The 23,594-nt window shown below is 51.6% G+C and carries 18 protein-coding genes; 11 read left to right on the top strand and 7 right to left on the bottom strand.

Going from position 1 to position 23,594, the window contains the following annotated elements; genetic code table 11:
- Window positions 1-36: 36 nt before the first annotated feature.
- From WN56_RS10270 to WN56_RS10260, 3 genes are all read right to left on the bottom strand, one after another.
- Entirely contained in the window at window positions 37-1,365 is a 1,329-nt protein-coding gene (locus WN56_RS10270; protein WP_046074912.1) for an outer membrane protein transport protein, read from the bottom strand.
- 274 nt (window positions 1,366-1,639) lie between these two features.
- Window positions 1,640-2,344 (bottom strand): DUF3379 family protein, encoded by a 705-nt coding sequence (locus WN56_RS10265; RefSeq protein ID WP_046074911.1) that lies wholly within the window; start codon window positions 2,342-2,344, stop codon window positions 1,640-1,642.
- Window positions 2,331-2,849 carry a sigma-70 family RNA polymerase sigma factor gene (locus WN56_RS10260; RefSeq protein WP_046074910.1) on the bottom strand — a complete coding sequence of 173 codons (519 nt, stop codon included), beginning with the start codon at window positions 2,847-2,849 and terminating at the stop codon, window positions 2,331-2,333. The genes WN56_RS10265 and WN56_RS10260 overlap by 14 nt, the downstream gene beginning before the upstream one ends.
- A 484-nt stretch (window positions 2,850-3,333) precedes the next feature.
- Here WN56_RS10260 and fadI point away from each other — a divergent pair, with 484 nt between their 5' ends.
- Window positions 3,334-4,644, top strand: a complete 1,311-nt coding sequence (gene fadI / locus WN56_RS10250) for an acetyl-CoA C-acyltransferase FadI (RefSeq protein ID WP_046074908.1) — start codon at window positions 3,334-3,336, stop codon at window positions 4,642-4,644.
- Entirely contained in the window at window positions 4,644-6,779 is a 2,136-nt protein-coding gene (gene fadJ, locus WN56_RS10245; RefSeq protein WP_046074907.1) for a fatty acid oxidation complex subunit alpha FadJ, read from the top strand. The genes fadI and fadJ overlap by 1 nt, the downstream gene beginning before the upstream one ends.
- A 61-nt stretch (window positions 6,780-6,840) precedes the next feature.
- Here fadJ and WN56_RS10240 read toward each other — a convergent pair whose 3' ends face one another.
- The gene (locus WN56_RS10240; protein ID WP_046075041.1) at window positions 6,841-9,618 is read right to left on the bottom strand and encodes an insulinase family protein; all 2,778 of its coding nucleotides are present in this window, start codon (window positions 9,616-9,618) and stop codon (window positions 6,841-6,843) included.
- Window positions 9,619-9,760: 142 nt separating this feature from the next.
- Here WN56_RS10240 and sixA point away from each other — a divergent pair, with 142 nt between their 5' ends.
- Window positions 9,761-10,249 (top strand): phosphohistidine phosphatase SixA, encoded by a 489-nt coding sequence (gene sixA, locus WN56_RS10235; RefSeq protein ID WP_046074906.1) that lies wholly within the window; start codon window positions 9,761-9,763, stop codon window positions 10,247-10,249.
- Window positions 10,250-10,297: 48 nt separating this feature from the next.
- On the opposite strand, the gene smrB is transcribed toward sixA, so the two are convergent.
- Window positions 10,298-10,828, bottom strand: coding sequence for an endonuclease SmrB (smrB, locus tag WN56_RS10230; RefSeq protein ID WP_046074905.1), 531 nt, complete (start codon window positions 10,826-10,828; stop codon window positions 10,298-10,300).
- A 120-nt stretch (window positions 10,829-10,948) separates the two neighbouring features.
- On the opposite strand from smrB, the gene prmB reads away from it, so the two are divergent.
- The gene (gene prmB, locus WN56_RS10225; RefSeq protein ID WP_046075040.1) at window positions 10,949-11,881 is read left to right on the top strand and encodes a 50S ribosomal protein L3 N(5)-glutamine methyltransferase; all 933 of its coding nucleotides are present in this window, start codon (window positions 10,949-10,951) and stop codon (window positions 11,879-11,881) included.
- Between the two features lie 176 nt (window positions 11,882-12,057).
- A complete protein-coding gene (gene aroC / locus WN56_RS10220) occupies window positions 12,058-13,131 on the top strand; it encodes a chorismate synthase (RefSeq protein WP_046074904.1) in 1,074 nt (357 codons plus the stop codon).
- Between the two features lie 57 nt (window positions 13,132-13,188).
- On the opposite strand, the gene WN56_RS10215 is transcribed toward aroC, so the two are convergent.
- The gene (locus tag WN56_RS10215; protein WP_046074903.1) at window positions 13,189-13,812 is read right to left on the bottom strand and encodes a trimeric intracellular cation channel family protein; all 624 of its coding nucleotides are present in this window, start codon (window positions 13,810-13,812) and stop codon (window positions 13,189-13,191) included.
- A gap of 201 nt (window positions 13,813-14,013) precedes the next feature.
- On the opposite strand from WN56_RS10215, the gene WN56_RS10210 reads away from it, so the two are divergent.
- The gene (locus WN56_RS10210) at window positions 14,014-14,565 is read left to right on the top strand and encodes an elongation factor P hydroxylase (protein WP_046074902.1); all 552 of its coding nucleotides are present in this window, start codon (window positions 14,014-14,016) and stop codon (window positions 14,563-14,565) included.
- A 4-nt stretch (window positions 14,566-14,569) separates the two neighbouring features.
- On the top strand, window positions 14,570-14,848 hold the full coding sequence (locus WN56_RS10205; RefSeq protein WP_046074901.1) for a YfcL family protein: 279 nt from the start codon (window positions 14,570-14,572) through the stop codon (window positions 14,846-14,848).
- Window positions 14,849-14,954: 106 nt separating this feature from the next.
- Here the strand turns inward: WN56_RS10205 and mnmC are convergent, their stop codons facing one another.
- The gene (gene mnmC, locus WN56_RS10200; protein WP_046074900.1) at window positions 14,955-16,955 is read right to left on the bottom strand and encodes a bifunctional tRNA (5-methylaminomethyl-2-thiouridine)(34)-methyltransferase MnmD/FAD-dependent 5-carboxymethylaminomethyl-2-thiouridine(34) oxidoreductase MnmC; all 2,001 of its coding nucleotides are present in this window, start codon (window positions 16,953-16,955) and stop codon (window positions 14,955-14,957) included.
- 118 nt (window positions 16,956-17,073) lie between these two features.
- Between mnmC and fabB the strand changes: the two genes are divergently transcribed.
- The 4 genes from fabB to WN56_RS16570 form a co-directional block, all read left to right on the top strand.
- Window positions 17,074-18,288, top strand: a complete 1,215-nt coding sequence (gene fabB, locus WN56_RS10195; RefSeq protein WP_046074899.1) for a beta-ketoacyl-ACP synthase I — start codon at window positions 17,074-17,076, stop codon at window positions 18,286-18,288.
- Window positions 18,289-18,541: 253 nt separating this feature from the next.
- Complete coding sequence (locus WN56_RS10190) at window positions 18,542-19,696, top strand: 4-phosphoerythronate dehydrogenase (RefSeq protein ID WP_046074898.1); 1,155 nt, start codon at window positions 18,542-18,544, stop codon at window positions 19,694-19,696.
- The gene (locus WN56_RS10185; protein ID WP_046074897.1) at window positions 19,693-20,706 is read left to right on the top strand and encodes an aspartate-semialdehyde dehydrogenase; all 1,014 of its coding nucleotides are present in this window, start codon (window positions 19,693-19,695) and stop codon (window positions 20,704-20,706) included. Before WN56_RS10190 ends, WN56_RS10185 begins: the two co-directional genes overlap by 4 nt.
- 283 nt (window positions 20,707-20,989) lie before the next feature.
- The coding region (locus WN56_RS16570; RefSeq protein ID WP_304413463.1) for a FimV/HubP family polar landmark protein at window positions 20,990-23,594 on the top strand (2,605 nt) is incomplete at its 3' end.

The following is a 23,594-nucleotide window of genomic DNA, read 5'->3' as shown; positions in this document are numbered from 1 at the left end:
AAAGCCGTGGTGTTTTTGTTAGATAAGGCGTGATGCTTAGAAACGATAGCTGGCTTGCACGCCGACTAACCACACATTACCGGTGGTTTCGCCTTCAAAACTTCCAAAAGCTTGGGCGGCTGCATCTTCGGATAGCGAGTCAATTCCATCACGCGGCTCTTTCACCGGGGCATCTTTGGCAAACACATAGGTAAACGCCGCATCCAGCGTGAGCTTGGGGGTCACGTCATAGCCGGCACCCACGCTTAACCAGGTACGGTCAGTTTCTGGGATGGTCAGGGTGCGGTTTTTATCGCTTACCGCCGACGTGTCATAGGCAACGCCTGAGCGCAACGTCAGCTGTTGATCCCACTGATAAGTGGTGCCGATGGCAAAGCGATAGTTATCCTCCCAGTTTTCTACTTTCACCATCTTTGGATCGCTAGAAAGGGAGGGAATGTTCGCCTCGAGTTTGTCAAAGCTGCTCCACTCGGTCCAGTTAATGCTGGTGTGTACTGCCCACTGTTCAGTCAATTGATGCAACGAAGAGAGCTCGGCGGTCGCGGGTAAGGTGAGATCCATGCTTCCAGAATAGTGACGTGTAGGATCTTGTGCGTTGTAGCTTAACCCTTCGGCATGCCCCTCAAGTGTAAGGTCAACTTCTGAGCGATAGTTAACGCCGATCCGGTGCTTGTCATTGATGTCGTACACAGCACCCAATTGCCAACCCCATGCGCGGTCATCGCCTTCCATGTATTTAAGGGTTGTTCCTTCATTAACGGGTAGGTTTCCCTGCTTGGTAATCATAGTGCCGTCAGTGTTTGTTTTCGCGCCAATACTGCCTTCCCCCAGCACATAACGAAGACCGGCGCCGAGGCGTAATTGCTCGGTGGCTTTCCAAGCGATATTAGGGTTGATTTCAAAGGTAGTCACCGCCGCTTCGTTACCAAACTGGGTCCCAGTAAAGTCATTGCCCAAATCGGTTTCCATGCCAAAGTTGGTCGCCAGAGCTAAGCCCGCGGTAAAGCGATCGTCGATTTGATGGGCAAAATAGAAATTAGGGATCACGGCATCATGGGCAACATCATCGGTTGACGTTGCAGTCTTTTTATCATTCGAGATGTTTGTGTTTGTCCCATCAATATCAACGTTAGGGTTCACGTAGATGCCACCGGCTGATACTTGCGTGTCGGCAAGGTAGCTTAATAGCGCAGGGTTACGAAATTGCGCACTGGCGTTATCCGCCATTGCTGCTTCCCCTGCGAAAGCGCGGCCAAGGCCGGTTGCTGAGGTTTCTGCGAGCTGAAAACCGGCACTGTGTGCGGTCGTGGAAAGAGAGCCGAGCGCGGTGGCGACGGCAAGATAAACGATCTTATTATTTTTCATCTGCTTACTTGTTCGCTGTATAAAGGGAGGCCTAGAGTAAAAGCTCGCGTGCGTAAATCAATTTATCGCTACGATAAAGGGTAAAAACAAAATAATGAAACAACAAAAAACGAGTTTTTAGTGTTTTTATCTGCTGTGTTGGCGGGGATTTAAGCGACGAAGGATGAACTCAGCGCACACCTGTTACACATTAGGAGGCGAAAAGTCGTTGGCGCGGAAGGGAAAATCACAGCATGCGCCCTCTCTGCCTGCCGAGAGGGCGTACAATGCGCGATTAGATCGCTCTGGGGGTGAGTTGTTGTTGCAGTTGCTCGGCAATGGGGGCGGCAGCGCTTGTTGCCTCGCCGACCACGATCACGCTCGCCGATTGCACTGGACGGCTGATGGCTTGCATTTTGCCATCATTTTTCTGCGCGGGTGCCTGACTGGCAGACGGCACCACAAACACCGTATACGCTTGTCCATCCGTTTCCATCACCATGTGCAACGCATGGTGATCACCGAAACTACAATGGTTGATGTAAGTGACTTGGCCTGGTAGCGCATTAAAGGCCTTGCCAAACGGTTGTAACTTCGCATTGACTTGCTCAATGGTCGCCCCCTCGTTAATGCCTTCGATAAAAGCATGCTCGTGATAATAGTGCGCCAATGCCGTTTGATTAAGATCCAGCGTGGCACTGCCCCAGTTAAATTGACCGAGCGCGATGCCAAACACAAACGCAATAGAGGCCGCGATGGCAAGGTGCCAGCGAGGACGTTTTACCTGTTGCGCCACATCGGTGGTTTGTGAAAACAAAATTTTATCGGGCAAATCTTCAGGCACCTCAACGCGAAGTGCCTGGTCGATTTTGCTGTCCAACTCCGCGATATCGTCCGCATAACGCTGATGGTGGGTGGACTCAGTTTTGGCAGCTTGCAACTCAGGATCGGTATCATAAGGGTCTGCAAGTAGGCGGCGGCGAAATTCAAGATCGTCCATACTGTTGGCCTCCTGAGGTTGCGGCGGTATCCAGTGCTTCTTTAAGTTGGGCGCGAGCGCGAAAAAGACGAGTCATCACTGTGTTTTTGTTCAAATCCAAGATTTGGGCGATTTCGTCGCCGCTAAAACCGGCAATTACCTGTAAGACCAAGGGCTCGCGATATTCCGGTGATAAAGCGGCAATCTGCCGGTGTAGCCAGCGTTGTTCCATGGACGCTTCTTCGCTGGGTCGCGTTTTGTCTTCCAATTCGCCATCGTCAATGTCCACATGGTCAAACTGCTTCCGTTCGAAGCGCCTCGCATTCTCTCGGCGCAAAATGGTGATTAGCCAGGCTTTGGCTGCCTTGTCATCTTGCAAGCTGTCTAACGAGCGCCAAGCGCGTAAGCAGGTTTCTTGCACCAAGTCTTCCGCGATATGCGGGTCTTTTGCTAACCAGTAGGCATAGCGGTAGAGGTCACGATGCCATGCGCGCACCAATGCCTCGTATCGTGCTTGTCGGGTCATACCGGATGAGCCTTTATCCAAGGATTAGTCAGCCTATAAAGACCGAGTGATTTGTCATTTTATTTCATCTTAGGTGAAAAATCGGTACAAGTTTGATCTGTTTCAATATTAGAACCCGACAAGTCGGTAAAGTGACTCCTGTCGTTATCGGCCATGTGTCGACACTCGTGAGGTTGAGTGAACGGCGTTTCCTTTTTGAATGATATGACTTTCTGTTCGGATCTGGGTGCGGGAAAAGCACTGCACACTTCCCAGATTATCGTTTTGCTTTCCAATATTTTTGGGGCCTGCGTTCGCGCAAGGCCCCTTTTTTTATTTTTCTTTTTGCTTTTTCGTTTGTTTACCATGAACCATTGTGGTGACACTGGTAGCGGATCTGTGCGCCTGTTGGCAATCTTACCAATCAATTAAAACGGATGTTTTAAGCTGGTAACAATTTGGTTACACTTGTGGTCAGACCTGTAGAACATCCTAAGGAGCAGTGATGACGTCTCAGCAACACCTCAAAACCAGCAATGGTGATCGCATTGCTATTGTGTCTGGGCTACGCACACCCTTTGCCCGCCAATCAACCGCTTATACTGACGTGCCAGCGGTTGATCTCGGCAAAATGGTGGTACAAGAGATGCTCAACCGAAGCAGTATTTCCCCGAAAGACATTGATCAAGTGGTGTTTGGTCAGGTGGTGCAAATGCCTGAAGCGCCAAACATTGCTCGCGAAATCGTGCTAGGTACTGGCATGGATATTCACACCGATGCCTACAGTGTTACGCGTGCCTGTGCCACCAGCTTTCAGGCGGTCGCCAATGTGGCAGAGAGTATGGTTGCAGGCACTATTCAAGTGGGTATTGCCGGCGGGGCAGATTCATCATCCGTACTGCCCATCGGCGTTAGCAAAAAACTGGCGCGGACATTACTAGACTTGAGCAAGGCGAAAACCATGAGCAAGCGATTAAAGTTGCTCAGTAAGCTTTCAGTGAAAGATCTGGCACCGGTTCCGCCCGCCGTGGCTGAATATTCGACGGGGCTGAGCATGGGGCAAACGGCCGAGCAAATGGCAAAGTCGCATCAGATCCCACGCAAAGAGCAAGATGCGCTAGCGCTGCGCTCCCATCAACTGGCGAGCAAAGCTTGGGATGAAGGCTTGCTCAGCGATGAAGTGATGACGGCCTATCCCGAACCTTACAAAACATGGATTGCACAAGATAATAACCTGCGCCCCGACTCCACGCTGGAGGACTACGCTAAGTTGCGTCCTGCATTCGACCGTAAGCATGGCTCGGTCACAGCGGCCAATAGCACGCCGCTGACTGATGGTGCGGCTGCGGTATTGATGATGCCAGAAAGTCGCGCGAAAGCATTGGGTCTTGAGGTGCTCGGTTACATTCGCTCGTATGCGTTCTCCGCCATCGGGGTGGAAAAAGACATGCTAATGGGCCCTTCTTACGCCACACCACTTGCGCTTGACCGTGCGGGGATTTCTCTTACGGACTTAACCTTGATTGATATGCACGAGGCGTTCGCTGCGCAAACCTTATCCAATGTTAAAATGTTTGCCTCTGACGCCTTTGCTCGTGAGCATTTAAATCGTGACCGCGCGATTGGTGACATCGATATGGATAAATTCAACGTGTTAGGGGGGTCAATCGCCTACGGCCATCCATTTGCCGCGACAGGCGCGCGGATGATCACCCAAACCTTACGTGAATTAAAACGTCGTGGCGGCGGTTTAGCATTGAACACAGCCTGTGCAGCAGGTGGCCTAGGCGCAGCAATGATCTTGGAGGCAGAATAATGACCACAGAAACCCATCAAGCCTTTCATTTAACGGTTGCTGATAACCAAATAGCCTGGCTGACCATTGATGTGCCGGGCGAGAGCATGAATACGCTGCAGGCAAGCTTTGTTGAGGGCGTTTCCGCGGTATTAGACCAACTCGAAAACGATAAAAGCGTGAAAGGGCTAGTGATTCACTCGGGTAAGCCAGATAACTTTGTGGCCGGTGCAGACGTGCGCATGCTCGAAGCCTGTGACAGCGCCGAGGAAGCCCGCGATATTGCCGCGCAAGGTCAGGCTCTGTTTTCACGCATTGAAAAGCTTCCATTTCACGTGGTGGCAGCCATTCATGGCCCTTGCCTAGGTGGTGGGCTGGAGCTCGCGCTTGCCTGTCACAGCCGTGTGGCCACAGATTGGGATAAAACGCGCCTTGGCCTGCCAGAAGTACAACTAGGCTTGTTGCCAGGCTCGGGCGGTACACAGCGACTCCCTCGCCTTATCGGTGTGCCTGACGCACTCGATATGATGCTAACGGGCAAACAGTTACGCGCCAAAAAAGCGAAAAAGCTTGGTGTGGTGGATGACTGTGTGCCAGATACCGTTTTGCTCGACGTGGCCGAACAGCTGGCGCAGAAATCGAAACCAAAACGCAACCGCAGCTGGCAAAGCTGGATGCTGAGTGGGAATGCGGTTGGGCGTAACATCGTCTTTGATCAAGCAGGCAAAAAAGCGCGAGCGAAAACCCGTGGTAATTACCCTGCCGCCGATGCCATTTTATCCGTGGTGAAAAAGGGCCTCGATAAAGGTTTGAAAGCCGGCTTTGAGGAAGAAGCGCGCCAGTTTGGTGAGCTGGTGATGACGTCGGAGTCTAAAGCACTTCGTAGCATTTTCTTCGCGACCACCGCGATGAAAAAAGAAAACGGTGCCGATGCTGAGCCCAGCGATATCAGTCGTATTGGCGTGCTTGGCGGTGGCTTGATGGGCGCGGGAATTGCGCATGTTTCGGTCGCAAAAGCGGGTTATCCCGTACGCGTGAAAGATGTGAGCGAAGATGGCATTTTGAATGCTCTGCGGTATAGCTACCAACTGCTGGACAAAAAACGCAAGCGTAAACAGCTCAGTAAGGCCGAGCTGCAAGCGACGATGATGCAGCTATCGGGCGATACACAGGCGACGACCCTCTCTAACTCGGATGTGGTGATCGAAGCGGTATTTGAAGATTTATCGCTTAAACACCGCATGGTGGAAGAGATGGAGTCCATCACCGAGAAGGACGCGATTTTTGCTACCAATACCTCGTCATTGCCTATCCACCAAATCGCTGAAGGCAGCCAGCGCCCGGAAAACATTGTGGGCTTGCACTACTTTAGCCCGGTAGAAAAAATGCCACTGGTGGAGGTGATCCCCCATAAAAACACCAGTGATAAGACGATTTCGACTGTAGTTAAGCTGGCGCGCCAGCAAGGTAAAACGCCGATTGTGGTCGGTGATAGCGCAGGCTTTTACGTCAACCGGATCCTTGCCCCTTATATGAATGAGGCCGCGCGCGTGTTGTTGGCTGGAGAAAGCATTGAGCATATCGACACCGCGCTATTGGACTTTGGCTTCCCTGTTGGGCCTATCACCTTACTTGATGAGGTGGGCATTGATATTGGCGCTAAGATAGCGCCTATCCTGACGCAAGAGCTTGGGGAGCGTTTTGAAGCGCCGGATGTTTTCGATGTGCTGCTGAATGACGACCGCAAAGGGCGTAAAACAGGTAAGGGCTTCTATCGCTACGATGCCAGCAAAAAAGGCAGCAAGGCTAAGCAGGCCGACAAGAAAGTCTACAGCTTGCTCAATATTACCCTTAACGCCCAGTTGTCCGGTCATGAGGTGGCGCAGCGCTGCGTATTGATGATGCTCAATGAAGCGGCACGATGCCTCGATGAGGGCGTGATTCGTTCTGCACGTGACGGTGACATCGGTGCGATCTTTGGTATCGGCTTCCCGCCGTTCTTGGGCGGACCTTTCCGCTATATGGACCATATCGGCATTGACCGTGTGGTCAACTTGCTCAACGAGCATCAAAATCGTTACGGTGAACGATTTGCTCCTTGTGAGCGCTTAACCGTGATGGCCAAAGAAGGGCAGGTGTTTTACCCCGAAAGCTAACCGTTAGCCAGCCAATGATAGAAAGGGCAGCCAGTGGCTGCCCTTTCTATTGATTGGGAGATTAGTCCTCACTACGCTGACATAAAGCGCGGAAGGCAGCGATATCCGCAATCGGATAGGCACCGTCTAGGTGTGCATCTTGTTGATGTTCTGTCCCGCAACTGTGCATGACTAACCTATCTGCGGTTCTCGGCTTGAGTGTATTGACCACAAACCGCACCATATCCGCGCGACTGAGTGTCGCCATCGCCTCTGCAACCTGCTCGCGACGTTGGTATTGATAGTCTTTGTTGCCAATACTGATCCAGTAACGTTGAGCGCGAGCTCGTAGGTTATTATCCGGCTCTCTCACTTGTGCCAATAAGCTTTGCTTGCTGCTTTGCCAGCTTGCCTCCGTCATTTCTAACAGCACCATGAAAAAAGCATTGAGAAAGTCGTCAATCGCTGCCATTAACTGGTTGGGGCCTGCCATGGGGGACTGCACATAAAAAATCAGTCCAGGGTGGCGGTTTAGCGGTAAGTTATTAGCACCAACCATATAACCTAATTGCTGTTTTGTGCGCAGTTCGTTGAAAAAAGTCGCCGACATCAGGTGGTTGGCCAAGGTGTAGGTCGCCACGGCTTGAGGGTCGGTCGATGGGCTTTGGTAATACACTAAAAGCGCTGACTCAGCATGCGCAAGAGGGCGCTCAAAACTAACGGTACCGACGCCCTCGAGTAAGGTCAACGGACGCACAGACTCCTGATACGCTTGTCCTTTCACGCGCAAACTGTCTTTGACAGTTTCTGCTAAGGCCTTGGCATGATGGCGGTGCCAATTACCATACATAAACATATCGACATGCAAGGTGGCGAGCATGGCATCGACAAAGTCAGGTAAGTCACTCAGGGTCACCGTTTCCAATGCCGCTAAAAGGGCGTGATACGGTGGATTATTAGGCTGAAGCAGCCCGGTCATGCTGTTATATAATTGGCTCAACGGCTTGTTCTTTTCTGCGTTTTCCCAGCTGCGTTGCAGCTGCGCTTTTATGGTCTCGAAGCGCTCAGGGTTGAAACTGCGCTGAGAGAAGGTTTTCAAGATAAGTTCGAGCAATAGCGGCTGCTTGTCATTGAAGCCACTGAGTGTCAGCGTTACCCCACCTTGGTGCGCGTATAAATTGTAATTTATTCCCGCAATTTCAGCCTGATAGGCTTGCTCATTTAGGGCTTCGAGCAACATTTCAACACTTAAACGGGTCATGACAATGTTTTTCACCGTCGCCACGGCATGTGGGCTATCGATGGCGATATAGATGTGGCCTTTAGGCACGCGAAAGTGGGGTTCTTGGCCATGCCAAAGGCGGAAACCAGGTAGCGCTTCAATTAAGCTTGGTACCTCGCTGGCATCTTGCTCGATAGCCAGTGGATGCAGGGCATCGGCAATATAAGGGTTGGGGTCAGGCAGTGTCAGTGCCGGTGAAATGTAATCGGTTTTCCATTTGGCAATTTGTTGCGTAGAAAAGCGTTTCACCGCGTAGGGCGTGTGATACCAATCGGCGCACTGATCGTAACTTAGCCCTTTGGCAACCAGCATCACGCGAAGATTATCGACGCTCATATGTTGTAGCATGGCTTGAATCTGGTGGCGATCAAACCCTGTCATCATGTAGTCGCCATACAGAAGATCGGCTGGCGCATAATGCTGCATGTTCATCACCAAATGACTGACGGTATCAATGGGTCGGTGCGGGTCTTGGTAATGAAATGCCAGCTCTTGGACTTGTCGTTTTTCTTGATAACGCCAAGGTTGTAATCCATCGCGCCGAATGAGGGCAATGGCTTGAAAAACATAGGCAATAATGTCGTCGAGATGGCTAAGCCCTAATGGCGTCAACGAAAAGCCGAGGGTAAATTCACGAAAATCTCGCCCGCTGATCCCACCACCTGCAGACAAGGTGTTGATATAGCCCTTATTTTTTAATAGTGACATTAAACTCCCTGGCCCCTCATACCCCAATAAATGGGCAATGTAAGACAAAGGCTTAGTGCGGTATTGCTCGGGACTTTCAGGGACAGAAAACGCCAAGGTGAGCTTACGAACGTCTTTTAAAGGTTCAATACTCACCCATTGATGCTGCTCATTTTTGGTGACCAAGGGCGCATTGATGGCAAGTTCGGGGTAGTGATGGTTGGCAATGGCGGAAAAATATTGTTTCGCGAAGCGCTCAAGCTCATCCAATGACTGTGGCCCGGTCAATGCCAGTGTCATAAGATTGGCGCTGTAGTTAGCTTGGTAAAAGGCGATGAGATCATCACGCACATTGGAATCATCGCGGTCCGCGAGCGTCTCGACACTGCCAACGGAGAACTTGGCAAATGGATGGTTGGGGTTGATGGTTTCTTTATGAACTTGATAGATACGTCGCACGTCGTCATTGAGCTTCATGCGATACTCGGCGTCGACCGATTGGCGCTCTTTATCCACGGCATCAGCATCAAAACGCGGTGAAATGAAAAATGCGCTGAAGCGATCTAAGCTCGCGGCGAACTGGCGGGGGCGAATATCGAAAAAGAAGGTAGTGTGTTCTGTGCCTGTCCACGCGTTATTGTGGCCACCATGCTGGCTAATAAAGCGCTGAAAGTCACCGATGACGGGGTACTGCTCAGTCCCCAAAAAAAGCATATGCTCAAGAAAGTGGGCCAGCCCTTGTCGCTCGTCTGGATCGTGGAAGTGACCGACATTCACTGACAATGCTGCGGCACTACGATGCGCATATGGGTCATTCACCAATAAGACACGTAATGCGTTAGGAAGCGTGATATAACGGTAGTGTTTATGGTCGTTAGGGCTAACGTGCACAAGCATCTCACTATCAGAGTAAATAAGTTAGTAGTAAGTATGACTACCAGTGACCAGAGTCGCAAACCACTTATTTGGTCTTTTGCGGTTCATCTTGATAGCATGCAGCCAATCTTGGCATATGAATGTGGGTATTAAGGCGATGAAAGTAATCATAATGCGTCATGGCGAAGCGCAAGCATTTGCGGCCAGTGATAGCGACCGCGCGCTAACTGCCAATGGTGAACAACAAAGTAAACAGATGGCGACGTGGCTGAACCAGCAATTAGATGGAAAAATGATTGATAAAGTGTTGGTGAGCCCTTACTTACGTGCGCAACAGACATGGCAGGTATGTGCGCCTTTATTACCCGATGCAAAAGAGGTGATCACGGAAGAAGAGATCACCCCTTATGGGCAAAGTGATCGTGTCTATGATTATGTCAATGCAATGATAGAGGTTGAGACGCTCGACGTGGTCTTGGTGGTCTCTCATCTGCCCTTAGTCGGATACCTCACTAACGAGTGGGTGCAAGAGGGGCAACCGCCAATGTTTGCAACCTCAGCCATGGCCATGATAGAAGTGGATGTCACGACCCATCAGGCGTCGCTGAGTGCGCATATGTCACCACGACAGCTTTTGAATCGTTAATAGATAAAGCGGCTTGATGCTGACCTGTTTCTTTAGCGACAGGTTGCTTTAGCGCTCAGGCACTTCAATCAACACCAGCAAGGCGGCATCCCCACCAAACTCACGTGGGGCTTGGTGAAACGCCATCACATTGGGGTGTTGTGCTAGCCACAGTGGAATTTTGTCTTTGAGTACGCGTTTACCAATCCCGTGCATTACGCTGGCGCAACGAATACCGTCTTTCACACAGGCCGCGAGCATCGCCCCCAGCTCTCGTTTGGCTTCTGTTTGGGTCATCCCGTGTAAATCGAGATAGATATCGGGCACATACACACCACGGCGAAGCCGCTTGACCTCGTATTTAGAGACATCCTGGCGAGCGTACTGCATCGGACCCGATTCACTGAGCAGCGGCTCGAACTCATCGGAAAAGTAAAACGCATGATCGCTACTCTGTCGCTCAAACTGACGTTGTTTGCGCGTTTTGGTCGTCTGGCGTTGTGGCGGGTTTATGGTATCCTGCTTCAACTTTTTTGCGCCTTTGACGGCATCACGGAATAGCGCCAAGTCCTCTTCCGTCATCGATGGTTTTTTGCTCATAAAAACTGTCCCCGAGGTGATGACCTGAATTGTACATTCAGCCAGCTCAAAATGCTGCTTATTGTACTGACCTCGCGTCAAAGGGCGACCCCCAATTGCATGAAGCCGATGGAGGCCAATGTGGATACGATTTTTACTGAAGAGGTGGTCAGCGAGTTACATACGCTGCAAGACATGCTGCGCTGGACCGTCAGTCGTTTCAATGCGGCAGGCTTGTTTTATGGCCACGGCACCGATAACGCGTGGGATGAGGCGGTACAGCTGGTCTTACCGACACTCTACTTGCCGATCGATGTGCCCTCAGAAACGCGCTTTTCGCGTCTGACCACCAGTGAAAAGCATCGTATTGTTGAGCGTGTCATTGCACGTATCAATGATAAAACACCGGTTGCCTATCTGACCAACAAAGCGTATTTCTGTGGCTTAGAGTTTTTTGTCGACGAGCGCGTGCTCGTTCCACGTTCACCGATTGGTGAGCTTATCCAGCAAGAATTCGCTGGCATCTTGCCTCACCCGCCTCGCCGGATTATGGATTTGTGCACGGGCAGTGGTTGTATCGCTATCGCGTGTGCTTATGCGTTCCCAGAGGCAGAGATCGATGCGGTGGATATTTCCACCGACGCGCTGGATGTGGCTGAAATCAATATTCAGGATCATGGCTTGGAAGAACAAGTGATCCCGATGCGATCGGATTTACTAAAAGATGTCCCGCACGATAAATACGACTTAATTGTGAGCAACCCACCGTATGTTGACGCGGAGGATATGGACGACTTACCGGATGAGTTTCGCCATGAACCTGAGCTGGGGCTTGCCGCCGGCACGGATGGCTTAAAGTTAGTACGGCGTATGCTTGCTAATGCCCCCGATTATCTCACAGAAGAGGGCGTATTGGTCTGTGAAGTCGGCAACTCGATCGTGCATATGCAAGAGCAGTATGGTCATTTGCCTTTGCACTGGATTGAGTTCGAAAACGGCGGTCATGGCGTGTTTATGATCAGCCGCCAAGACCTCGTTGCGTGTGCCGATGAATTTGCGCTTTATCGCGATTAGCGGCAAGGCGTCTTTTCGATATAAAGCCAGCCTCGAGCTGGCTTTTTTATTCTCTATCACTGACAAGCGTTGCCTCATGCGCCTGGATTTTTTTTGCGTCTTTGGTTGCTTTATGGTTAATTGCTAACAAAGTACGCAAAAATACAACAATGCCGAACAGGCAAATAGAGGAAGGCATGGCAGGCAACACGATAGGACAGATATTTCGCGTCACGACCTTTGGAGAAAGCCACGGCGTTGCGTTGGGGGCGATTATTGACGGCTGCCCGCCGGGGTTAGCACTGAGCGAAGCGGATATGCAGCATGATCTCGATCGCCGTCGTCCCGGCACGTCGAAATACACCACACAGCGCCGTGAACCGGATGCGGTGAAAATCCTTTCTGGGGTCTTTGAGGGCCAAACCACGGGGACATCGATCGGGTTGATGATCGAAAACACCGACCAGCGCTCGAAAGACTACTCCAAAATCAAAGATGTGTTTCGTCCCGGTCATGCGGATTTTACCTATCATCATAAATACGGCATCCGCGACTACCGCGGCGGTGGTCGCTCGTCAGCGCGTGAAACGGCGATGCGCGTGGCTGCAGGCGCGGTGGCTAAAAAATACCTCGCGCAAGTGCATGGCATTCAAGTGCGTGCTTACTTGGCGCAGATGGGAGAGGTGACCATAGACACGGTCGATTGGGCGCAAGTCGAGCAAAACCCCTTCTTCTGCCCGGACGCAAATAAGCTCGAGGAGTTAGATGCACTTATCCGTCAGCTCAAAAAAGACGGCGACTCAATTGGTGCCAAACTGACCGTGGTGGCGGAGAATCTGCCGGTAGGCCTAGGTGAGCCGGTATTTGATCGCTTAGATGCAGATATTGCCCATGCGCTAATGGGGATCAATGCGGTAAAAGGGGTCGAAATTGGTGATGGTTTTGATGTGGTGCAGCAGCGTGGCAGTGAACATCGCGATGAAATTCACCCTGAAGGGTTTGCCTCAAACCATGCTGGTGGCATTCTCGGTGGGATCTCTTCAGGCCAGCCATTGGTGGCACATTTAGCGCTCAAACCCACCTCGAGCATTACCGTGCCGGGCAAGAGTATTGATGTTCACGGTGAATCCGCGGATGTGGTGACGCGTGGTCGTCATGACCCGTGTGTGGGTATCCGTGCCGTGCCGATTGCCGAAGCGATGGTGGCGATTGTGTTGATGGACCACTTGCTGCGTCATCGTGGACAAATGGGCGAAAACCCCAGCACTTAACAGCGCGTTCTTCTCACGCGACAGACAAAAACCGCACTACGTTGTGCGGTTTTTTTATCAGTGTAGAGAGGAAGGGGCTTCAAAGCGGAAAACCGGTAACGACCAGCTAAAGCGAACAGCCGCCATTCGGAATCCAAAACCAATCACTAAACTGGCGACGGTTGCAATCAGTTCACCGACATCAAGTCGAATCAAACTAAAGTAGAGCGCACCGGTGACAAAAGCGACCAAGGCATACAGCTCTTTGTGCAATACCATAGGCGATTGACGACAGATCAAGTCGCGCAATAGCCCACCAAAAATACCGGTAATCAAGGATGAAACCATGCAAATTAACGGGTGTAACCCCATATCCATCGCCACACGGCAACCGATAATACTAAAAGCGGCAAGGCCCAGTGCATCTAGGGTAACAAAGAGTTTATAATTGCGAGCAACCCAACTGGCAATCCATGGCGTGATCAAGCCGGCGAGGCAGGTGATCACGAGAAAGTGTGGGTTAGCGACCCAGGTTAGAGGGTAGTGGCCAAAAAGAATATCGCGGACTGTCCCGCCTCCGATAGCGGTGGCACTAGCGACAAACATCACCCCAAACCAGTCCATGTGTTTTCGCCCGGCACTGAGCGCGCCTGTCATGGCTTCCGCGGTAATGCCTATGACATAAAGCGTCAATAACAACATACAACCCGACACCTTACATTGAGATTAGAAATTGACGCGCATTGTAGTGGCCTTATTTGCCTTTCACAATCAAATTTGTAGTAAAAAATACATTAAAAAGAATGTGTATATTGAAAGGTTTAGCCGAGGTATGTGCGGCTTTTTATCGCTAAGAGCGTGTTTTTGTTTTCTTATTGATATTTGATCTTATTAAAGAGCAGTATGACCCACGATTATCACGACTTGATCCAACTTTTTAACCAAACCTTTCTTGCCTCTTTCAATACTGAGCTGGTGCGTGGCGGGGATGAACCTATTTACCTACCTGCGGATGCGGTGCACCCGCATCACCGCGTGATCTTTGCCCGCGGATTTTTTGCCTCTGCCTTACACGAAATTGCACACTGGACCATTGCCGGTGAGCAGCGCCGTCAATGGGAAGACTATGGCTATTGGTATCATCCGGATGGCCGTGACGCTGACACGCAAGCGGCCTTCGAGGTGGTCGAAGTGAAGCCGCAAGCGATTGAATGGATCCTCTCTGCAAGCTGTGGGTTTCGCTTTCAAGTGAGCTGCGACAATTTAAGTGGTGTTGAGCCCGATCGCCACGCGTTTACTGATAAAGTTCGGCAACAAGTCGTACAATATGTCTCGGATGCATCGACAAGCGCCGCTTTGCCCGTGCGCGCCAAGCAGTTTTCTGATACCTTGCGAGACTTTTATGGTGTTGCACCGTTGACGCCAGATACCTTTACGTTGCCAAGCCAAGGTTAAAAAGATGAAAGTTCAAGACTACGAAGCACGCATTCTAGCGTTAATCGATGAGATGGTAGAAACCGCCTCAGACGATGAATTGTTTGCCAGTGGCTATTTACGTGGCCACGTTTCTTTAGCGGCAGCGGACTGTGAGTTGGAAGGCGTTGATGAGGTGCCAGCATTGAAAGCGCGCGTCGATGCCAGTCTCAATGACAATGCCAGTGAGCTGTCACCCGGCGACCAACGTCTCGTCGGAGCGCTGTGGGATCTATTGCAGCAGCAAGTGGAAAAAGACGCGTAACGTGCTGTTTTGAATGGAACATTAAGCGGTATCACAAACGATACGTCTTGAAAAAAGAAAGCCATCGCCTCGACGATGGCTTTTTTGTTGACCTTATCCGAGGGGGCTACAGTGCTTTACCTTTTAGCAGCTTACGAACCCACATTCGCCCTGGATGCAGAGTGTCTAGGACCGACTGAGGTAAAGGTAAAGGCTCGTCACACAGCTGTGCTGCTAGCACTTCTGCCGCCAATGGCGCTGAGGTGAGGCCGCGAGAGCCGAGCCCCAGTAAGCAAAATAGTCCTGGGTAAACGGGAACGGCGTCCGCCTTTTCTTTGTCTTTTTGCAAGGTTTGGTAGGTGGAAACCAAGGCGTCGTAATCACAGACGTTGCCCACAAAGGGTAAATGGTCGCGACTGGCGCAGCGCACCCCAACGCGTCCTTCTTCCGCCAGTGGCACCGCGCGTGCCCACTCAGTGTCGATACAATCGGTTAAGCGTTGTTGATTTTCTAGCTGATCGGCAGCTTGGAACGCTAAGTCAGCATTATTGCGACGATAGCTGGCGCCTAGACAATGTTCCTCCCCCTGATTAGCCGGTGTTAAATAGCCCTCGAAACACAATACAGTGTTGAGCTTACTGAGTTCGGTATTGGTGGGCACATGGCTGACTTGACCGCGCACGGGGTAAACCGGAATAGGCTGTGTTTGGCTGAAGCTATCTGCTTGGTGGCCATTGGCGATCACCACATTTTGATGACAAACCTCACCCATGCTGGTATCGAGTGTCCAACCATTGTCCGATTGCGTCAGCGCATTCACATGACAACCAAAATAAGCATCAAGCTGCCCGCTGGCTATCGCTGCATCAATCACGCCCGCGGTAAACTGTTGCGGGCTCATCCAGCCGCCAAGCGGATAAAACACGCCGGCATGTCCGGTTTCTAAACCGACTTTCTCGCTCACGCCATCGACATTTAACGGTGTGACCAATGCTTCAGGAAAGGCACCATCGACCATCTTAGCGAGCTTAGCGGCACTTTTTTCGTCGTAGCCGAGTTGCGTGACGCCACACCAGTCGTGTTCAAATGGGATACCTCGCGTGCGTTGCTGATCGATAAATTGGCGAGAAAACAAAAAGGCGGGGGCAAAAAACTGGCTTAAATTATCGTTATTGCCATTTAAAAGCGGATAAATGGCGCCTTGATGGTTCCCAGATGCGCCAGCCGCAGGGCGCGGGTCTTGGCAATACAGCGTGACTTGCTTGCCCCGTTGAAGCAATGCGGTGATTAAGGCGGCACTGGCAATGCCACCGCCAATAATGGCGATGTCGTCCGCTGTTGAGGCGGGGGAGCGTGCATACCAAGGTGAGTAGCTTGCAGCGGCTTGGCGAGCAGGTAATGTGCCGGACAACATGTCGCGTTTGAAGCCGAAGCCTTTTACTTTTTTCATCTCAAAACCGGCCTCGATAAGGCCACGGCGCACAAATCCCGCCGCTGTGAAGGTGGCGCAGGTACATTGCTCGCGCGCAAGTCGTGCCATGCCATTAAACAAGGCTTGATTCCACATCTCTGGGTTTTTGCTTGGGGCAAAGCCGTCTAAATACCAAGCATCCACGATCCCTTCAGGGCCCGTTGGCACTTGTGGTAACCAATCTTTAATATCACCAAACCACAAATCGAGTGTAATCTGACCTTGAGCCAAGACGATACGTTGACAACCCGAGAGCGGGACGGGGTAATAGGCACGTAATTGCTCAGCATAGCTTGCCAGCTCTGGCCAAGCTTGATGTGCACGGGCGAGATCCTCTACTGTCAGGGGGTACTTCTCAAAACTGATAAAGTGAAGCTGGGTCACAGGTGCATTTGGATGGGTTTGACGGAACTGCTCGAAAGCTGCCCAAGTAGCCAGAAAGTTGAGCCCAGTGCCAAAGCCGGTTTCCGCAATCACAAACCGGGACGATGTGGCGGTTTGCCAACGTGCGGGAAGTTGGTTTTGTTCGATGAACACATAGCGGGTCTCGGCCAAACCGTCGTGATTGGAAAAGTAGACGTCATCAAACTGTTCCGCGACGGGGGTGCCCGTATCATTCCAGCTGATTTTTGCGTGGTCGATCGAGGGAGTGCTCACAAATGCCTCTTACACAGGAAAGGAAAAAGCAAATTGTACTGGCTCTAAGGAAAGCTGACCACTTATCAGCTTTAAAAACGCTATCATCCACTGCGAAATTAACGTCTAGGAAAGAATCATGAAACGAGCTGTCATTACAGGCATGGGGATTGTTTCCAGTATTGGTAACAACGTCAAAGAAGTGCTGGAGTCGCTCAAAGCGGGAAAATCTGGCATTAACTTTTCTCAGCAGTTTGCAGATATGAAGCTGCGCAGCAATGTTTGGGGTGATCTCAAACTCAACCCCGCCGACCATATTGATCGCAAAAGAATGCGCTTTATGGGTGACGCGGCGGGTTTTGCCTACCTAGCGATGGAACAGGCAATCGAAGACTCGGGCTTAGCCCCTGAGCAGGTTTCTAACCCACGAACTGGTTTAGTTGCCGGGTCGGGGGGCGCGTCATCCGTTAACCAAGTTACCGCCGTTGATACATTGCGCGAGAAAGGGGTTAAACGTGTTGGCCCTTACATGGTGCCGCGCACCATGTCATCAACTGTTTCAGCGTGTTTGGCGACTCCGTTCCAAATCAAAGGGGTGAACTACACCATGAGCTCTGCATGTGCGACTTCGGCACATTGTATTGGCCATGCCCTAGAGCTGATTCAACTGGGTAAACAAGATGTGGTGTTTGCCGGTGGCGGTGAAGAGCTGGATTGGTCGCTTACCATGATGTTTGACGCGATGGGAGCCCTTTCAACCAAATACAATGATGATCCGCAAAAGGCATCACGCACCTATGACGCGGACCGGGACGGTTTCGTCATTTCAGGTGGCGGCGGCATGCTGGTCGTGGAAGAGCTGGAGCATGCGTTGGCGCGTGGTGCGACCATCTACGGTGAAATTGTCGGTTACGGTGCAACGTCTGACGGGTATGACATGGTGGCACCGTCGGGTGAAGGCGCTGTGCGCTGTATGAATATGGCGATGCAAGATGTGGATGGTGAGGTTGATTACATCAATACGCATGGTACATCAACGCCTGTGGGTGATGTGAAAGAGCTAGGCGCAATTCAAGAAGTGTTTGGCGGTAAGAGCCCAGCCATTTCTGCGACTAAGTCAATGACAGGTCACGCGCTCGGTGCTGCTGGTGTGCACGAAGCCATCTATTCAACCTTGATGCTTGAACAAGGCTTTGTCGCGCCAAGTATCAATGTGGAGAACTTGGATCCCGCGGCTGAAGGGTTAGATATTGTGACCCAACCGCGAGAGCAAGCACTGACGCGCGTGATGTCGAACAGCTTTGGGTTCGGTGGTACCAACGCCACCTTGGTGATTGAAAAGTATCGCGGCTGATCCCGCGCCTGTTTCCAGGTTTGCAGAGAGACTCTGCCATCAGACACGGATCATTATCGTTGAGAGCCGTTAATGGTCTTTTCAGGTCCTGGATTTACCCGGCTTCGGCCGGGTTTTTTTATGCCTGAGGCCACCCGGTAAGCGGGGTAACCCGCTCAGCTGAAGGGTGTTTTCTTACCGTGAGACAGATACAATAACCTTCTCGCATTTAGCATCCGATAAGCGATGCACCGACTCACATAGGACGTTGAACGTGAAAATTGTCGTAGACGAAAACATGCCTTATGCCCAAACCTTGTTTAGTCAATTGGGTGAGGTGGTTGCATTACCCGGGCGCGCAATCCGTGCCGCGGATTTAATCGATGCTGATGCATTAATGGTGAGAAGCGTCACGCAAGTGAACCATGCGCTGATTGACGGTGCCACCCGTCTGCGTTTTGTCGGTTCAGCCACCGCTGGTGAAGATCATCTTGATTTTAACGCCTTGCACGCACAAGGCATCCATGGCACGGCAGCGCCAGGTTGTAATAAGGTTGGGGTCGCGGAGTATGTGATCAGTGCTTTATTGGTATTGGCACAACAGCAAGGGTTTAAATTGACCGACCGCACAGTCGGTATTATTGGCGTGGGTCATGTGGGGGACTACTTGGCTGCGCGGCTTGCGGCACTTGGGATTAAAACCTTACTTTGCGACCCACCTCGTCAGGCTCGAGAGAACCTTGCTGACATGGTGGACATTGACACTCTGATCGCAAAATCGGACGTGGTCACTTTCCATACGCCTTTGACCACGACTGGTGAGCACCCCACTTACCACCTCATGAATCAAGCTCGGTTAGAGGCGCTCGCGTCAGGCAGCATTTTGATAAATGCTGCGCGTGGTCCGATTGTTGACAACCATGCACTTAAAGCGCGGTTAGCACGAGGCGACATTGATGCGGTGTTGGATGTTTATGAACATGAGCCTGAGGTCGACCTTGCCCTTATGGACCAGCTCACGTTTGCCACACCTCATATTGCAGGCTATGGTCTGGAAGGAAAAGCCCGCGGTACCACCATGGTCTTTAACGCACTGTGTGAACACCTTGACCTGCCTCATCGTGTGCATGCCAGTGAGCTGCTGCCCACGGCGCCGATTCCACAGGTTGCCTTGGCACAGCCGTGGCAACAAAGCGATCTGATGGCACTGACCCAATTGGTCTACGATATTCGCCGAGATGACAGTGATTTTCGTCGTGCCATGCATACCGCAGGTGATGACAAACAGGCTCAGCGTACAGCCTTTGACCAATTGCGAAAAAATTACTGGGATCGACGCGAGTACAGTGCGATCACGGTAGCCGGACAGGCTGATTTCGGGTTACAGTCGCTGGCTAAGCTGGGCTTTAGTATTGAGGAGCATGCATGACACAAGCATTTGACGTTGCCATTTTGGGCGCAACCGGTGCGGTAGGGCGCACCATGATCGAGATTTTAGAAGAGCGCGATTTTCCCATTGGCACGCTACACCTCCTCGCCAGTGAGCGAAGTGCAGGTGAAACCATTAGCTTCAAAGGTGAGAGCTTGCGTGTGCAAAATGTCGACAAGTTTGATTGGACACAGGTTCAGCTTGGCTTGTTCTCGGCGGGCGCACAGGCTTCTGCGCACTGGGCGCCGATTGCAGCAGATGCGGGCGTCGTCGTTATCGATAACACGTCGCAGTTCCGCTATGACTTCGACGTACCCTTGGTGGTGCCTGAGGTGAACGCCGCCGCGATTGGTGACTTTCGTAACCGTAATATTATTGCTAACCCAAATTGCTCGACGATTCAGATGCTGGTGGCATTAAAACCTATTTACGATGCCGTCGGTATCGAACGCTTAAATGTGTCTACCTACCAATCGGTCTCTGGGTCAGGGAAAGCAGGCGTCGATGAGCTTGCCGGACAGACGGTTAAATTGCTTAATAGCCAAGATGCGGAGCCTGCACTATACAGCAAGCAAATTGCCTTTAATTGTTTGCCCCAGATTGATCAGTTTATGGAAAATGGCTACACCAAAGAAGAAATGAAAATGGTGTGGGAAACCCAGAAAATTCTTGCCGATGAGATGATAGGGGTTAACCCTACTTGTGTGAGAGTGCCCGTGTTTTACGGTCATGCTGAAGCTGTGCACCTTGAGTGCCGTCAACCGATTGACGCGACGGAAGCGGTGGCAATCTTGAGTCAGCATGAACATATCGAGGTCTTTGAAGGGGAAGACTATCCCACCCAGGTGAAAGAAGGCACTGGCTCAGATAAAGTGCTCGTCGGGCGTATTCGCAATGATATCAGCCACCCTAATGGACTCAACCTCTGGGTGGTGGCAGACAATGTGCGTAAAGGCGCAGCGACGAACTCAGTGCAAATTGCTGAAGTACTGGTTCGCGATTACCTTTAATCAACAAGCCTATGATCCGTAAAAGAGCGTGATAGCCCGCCCATCACCACACTAGGTTGATTGATACCCCATCCGTTGATGGGGTATTTTTTTAGGCATTAAATTTGCAAAGATGGACGATACGCGACGTGTGACGATGCTATCATCGAGTCAAAACTGAGGCAGAGCGCCCACAGTTTGATCGCGCAACACACTTTTATATCACCAAACTACAGTTTTTAGCATGGCTTCCGATATAGTTAGATATTTAGTGAGGCCATTTTTGCCATAAGGGAGTGCGGGTGTGTCCAACGCACAGCAAAGTGAACAGTCTTCTTCTCAAACTCGATTGACCAAAACCCCGCATCGCGTTAAGCGGCATCTCATTGCCGTCGCAGGGGTATTGGCGGTTGCGCTTGTCAGTGTTTCAACGGTGCCGGTCGAAGCGGCAATACGCATTCTTGGTCCGCAAGATGAAATGGCGGCCGAAACCGCCTCGCCCCAACCGACGCCAGCGGTTGCATCGGCACAACAATATGGCCCAACTGGGGCCAACGAAACCTTGTGGTCGATTGCGACTCAAATGCGTCCTAATACGCAAGTAAGTGTGTATCAGACGCTCGGTGCGATTTTTCGTCTTAATACCGACGCATTCACCAACAACAATATTCATAGCTTGCAGCCGGGTAGCACCTTAGTGATGCCGACGCTGACGCAAATTGAGCGAGAAAGCACCCAAGACGTTATCAATCGGCTTGAAATTGATGAAGCGCGTAAGCAAGCCCAAAATACCACGCCCCTGAGCGAACAGGTTGAGCAACCGAGCCCACAACCACAGTCAGCACAAGCCGATAATAACCAAGCTGCGCAGACCCAACCAGCACCAAATAGCGAAGACGCGTCAGACGCCCAACCTAGTGGTGAGAGCTCGACAGCGAGCGCCCCAGAGCCACAAGTGGTACAAAACCTACAGTCTCAGCTGCAAGCCTCTGATCAAGAGATGACTCGCCTGGTTGAGAGCAATCATGTGCTCAAGGTCCGTCTGTCTGAAGTGCAGCACGAGTTGAGCGCGTTAAAAGAACAGGTAAGTGGTGATGCCGAGCTTAATAAAGAGATCCGAGCATTTTTAGAAACCCAGCGTCAGCAACAGGTGGCAAAGGATACCCAACCCCCATCCGCGGTTGAGTCTTTACTTGATAGCCCATTATTGCTTGCCATGTTGGCCATCATTCCTGGGGCCTTGATTGCAGGCGCGATATTCTTCTTCCTCGCACGTCGTAGAAAGCAAGAGGAAGACGCGGAAGAGCCTGCGGCGCTGGATCATGATGATATGGACGATATGCCTGTGGTCATGGTGCCCGATCCGGATGACGATGAAAGCGATGTTGACGATCCGCAAGATGACGATGAGCTAGAAATCACCGATGACGGTAAGGGATACGAGGATGTCGCGTTTGGCGATGATACCGACCTGGACGATCTGGATCTTGATGACGAACTCGATGACATGGCTGGCAATGAATCGAGTGTCGCGCCCACCAGCGATGATGCTATCGGTCTTGAAGACATGGAGCGCGCATTGGATGAGTTGGCAGATGCGCCGCCGGCTGATACGGAAAGCGCCGCCGATGACACATCATCCGACGATGACAGCGAATTAGAAACGGGCGAGACAGAGCAACCTGAAGAGGAAATGAGTGCTGATGAAGCACTTGCCGCAGAGTGGGCCAAAGCGCTCGAAGAAGGCAATGACAGTGATGTCGACGATATCGATGCCTTGTTGGCAGGCGAAACGGGTGAAGACACGACTGCCGATGAGGTATCCGCTGCTGATGAGCCTGAGGACGAAAATACCGAGACCAAAGAACAGGCTTCACAAGAGAGCGAAGACAATGACGAGCAAGCGCCTAATGACGCCTTGTTTGACTCGGTGCTGGACGATGAGCCTGAGCTGGATTTAAGCCAAGATATTGACTTATCAGATGATGATAACGATGACGATGCCGTTTCTCTCGATAACACGACAGAGTTGCTTGATGAACTTGTCGGCGATGAAGAAGACGAGGACAGCTGGCTAAATGAAGGGGATGATACCGAGGACGAATTCGATGAAAGTAGTGATGCATTACTGGATGAAGTCTTAGACAAAGATGATGATCCTCATCTAGAAGATTCTGACGCTTTACTAGAAGAAGTGTTGGGGGATGACGATGAACCAGACCCACTCGCTGATGAGGACGATCCGGCACTGTGGGGAGAAGAAGATGACAGTGATCCGAACGAAGCGGAGCTCGAGCAACTTCTTTACGCGTCGGATGAGCAAGCAGAAGAAACACCTACAAGTGATCAAGGCTCAGAGACGCGCGTCGAGCAAGACAACGATGCCGACGACGAGCCGCAAGCACAGTTAAATGAAGATGACGCACCGGCGGACGAGCCAGCTGCACCAGAAGCGACTAGCGAGGCAGATGAAACGGCTGACGAGGACGCTGACGACGAACCGCAAGCCGAGCTAAACGAAGACGACGCACCGGCGGACGAATCGGGCACGCCAGAAGTTAGCGGCGAGGAAGATGAAACGACTGACGAGGACGATGACGACGAGCCGCAAGCCGAGTTAAGTGAAGACGATGCTCCAGCGGACGAGCCAGCTGAGCCAGAAGCTACCGGCGAGGTAGATGAAACGGCTGACGAGGACGCTGACGACGAACCGCAAGCTGAGTTAAACGAAGACGACGCACCGGCGAACGAGCCAGCTGCACCAGAAGCGACTAGCGAGGCAGATGAAACGGCTGACGAGGACGCTGACGACGAACCGCAAGCCGAGCTAAACGAAGACGACGCACCGGCGGACGAATCGGGCACGCCAGAAGTTAGCGGCGAGGAAGATGAAACGACTGACGAGGACG

The organism is Salinivibrio sp. KP-1 (assembly GCF_000968645.1).
GTDB lineage: Bacteria > Pseudomonadota > Gammaproteobacteria > Enterobacterales > Vibrionaceae > Salinivibrio > Salinivibrio siamensis.
The sequence above is the reverse complement of the archived record's forward strand: the minus strand, read 5'-3'. Positions and strand labels throughout refer to the sequence as shown.